This window comes from Mycobacterium kyorinense (assembly GCF_002101735.1).
Taxonomy (GTDB): Bacteria; Actinomycetota; Actinomycetes; order Mycobacteriales; family Mycobacteriaceae; genus Mycobacterium; species Mycobacterium kyorinense.
In genome coordinates this window covers 1-1,739 of the sequence record NZ_LQPE01000169.1, presented here as the reverse complement: position 1 = coordinate 1,739, position 1,739 = coordinate 1, and the positions used below count along the sequence as shown (strand labels likewise).

At 64.7% G+C, this 1,739-nt stretch carries 1 protein-coding gene; it reads right to left on the bottom strand.

Annotated features, from left to right (window positions below):
* Window positions 1–92 precede the first annotated feature (92 nt).
* Window positions 93–1,514, bottom strand: a complete 1,422-nt coding sequence (locus tag AWC14_RS25605) for an IS110 family RNA-guided transposase (protein WP_085241517.1) — start codon at window positions 1,512–1,514, stop codon at window positions 93–95.
* Window positions 1,515–1,739 lie beyond the last annotated feature (225 nt).

Genomic DNA, 1,739 nt, shown 5'->3' with positions numbered 1-1,739 from the left:
CTGACCGGAAAATACCCACGGTGAGGTGACGGCGTGAAGCGGCCCGCAGGGCTGGTGGAGCGGGTGGTGTTGGAATGCTGGGTATTTGTGGTCTATGCGGCGGGTTCGAGGGTGACTCGGTAGCCGAGCGCGGCGAGTTGGGCGATGTGGTTACGTAGCTTTCGTGCGGTGAGTATGCGGTTGGTGTAGTAGTCGGCTCCGAGGTCGTGGAAGCGGGCGTTGGGGTCGGCGAGCAGTTGCCAAACGATGACGAGGATGGAGCGGGCGACCGCAACCAGGGCTTTGAGCTTGCCGCGGCGTTTGACGATGCGGCGGTAGCGTTCGCCGAGGAAGGTGTTGGTTCGAGCGGCCACCGCGGCGGCGTCACCAAGGGCGCCTTTGAGATAGGGGTTGCCTTTACCGGTTTTGCCGCCGTGGGTCAGCGGGCCGGACTGGATGGTGCGTGGACACAATTTGGCCCACGACACCAGGTGTGCCGGGGTGGGGAAACGCGACATGTCCCAGCCGATCTCGGCGAGGATGACCTGCGCTGCGCCGGGACCGATGCCGGTGATTTCGTCGAGTCGCTCGATGGTGCTTAAACGGTCGGTGACCTCGAAGCCGGTTGGCGGCCTCGTGCCATTACCGGGTGTGCCCTGTGGCGGCTGTGTCGTTGAGGCCTGTCCGCCGTGTTCAGCGCTGCGGCTGTGTTGGTCGTCGATGGCGGTGATGAGCGCCTCGATGCGGTCGGTGAGTTGCTCGATACGGGCGGTGAGACCGTCGATTTGGTCCAGCAGTAACCGGGCCAGTTCGGCGTGGTGGTCATCGAAGCGACCGTCCAGCGCGGCAATCAGAGCTGATCGTTTGATCTTCATCCGGCCACGCGCCAGATCGGCGAGCCGGTGTGGGTCGCGCTCACCGGCGATGAGGGCTTCGAGCATGTCACGCGTCGAGAGGGTGTCTAGGGTAGAGGCCACCGACGACACCTTGATCAGCGCACCCTCGAGCAGCTTTTCCAGCCGCTGCCAGTAACGGGAACGTTCCCGTGTCAGGTCCTCACGCAACCGGGTGTAGTCACGCAATTCCCGGATCGGTGCCGGCGGCACGAACGAGGGCCGCAGCAGCCCCTTCTCAGTCAGCTTGGCCAGCCACACCGCATCGAGGCGGTCGGTCTTGGGCCGGCCCGGGACGTTCTTGACATCGCGGGCGTTGACCAAATCCACCTGCAGCCCCGCCGCCTCGAGCAGGTAGTAGAAGATCCGCCAGTAATCCGAGGTCGATTCAACACTGACACGACCCACCTCAAGGTCGACCAACTGCGCGGCGAGGTCGGTCACCGCGCCGGTGGTCGCCGAAACGTCCCAGACCCGGCTGACCCGGCGCCCAGACTTACCGGGTAGCCGCACACACACCTTGCCGGTGGCCTTGGCCACGTCGATTGCAGCGGCCCGCTCGATCACCAACTCATGCTCGGCGTCGGGAATCTCTACCGGTGTCGCAGCACGAGTCTGCTTCTGCTTGCGCTTACCTGCCATATCGCTTGCCCTCCAAACGGTTCCATCCTGTTCATGAGATGGATCGCCCGGGGGCCTCGGTCAAGGGGAACCGAAATTCTGACCGGCGTGCTCAAAGCAACAATGCGTGACCCTTCCAGGTCGGGCCCCAGCGCCCAGGCTCGCGGACGGGTTCCAAAGTCCCATAGAGTGACCGGCGTGGCGGGCGACCCGACCCCATTTTCACGCCTGCGAGGCGGCCCCCGG

Excerpts from the sequence above, each read along its gene's own strand:
- AWC14_RS25605 (WP_085241517.1), bottom strand. The coding sequence starts at position 1,514 with ATGGCAGGTAAGCGCAAGCAGAAGCAGACTCGTGCTGCGACACCGGTA.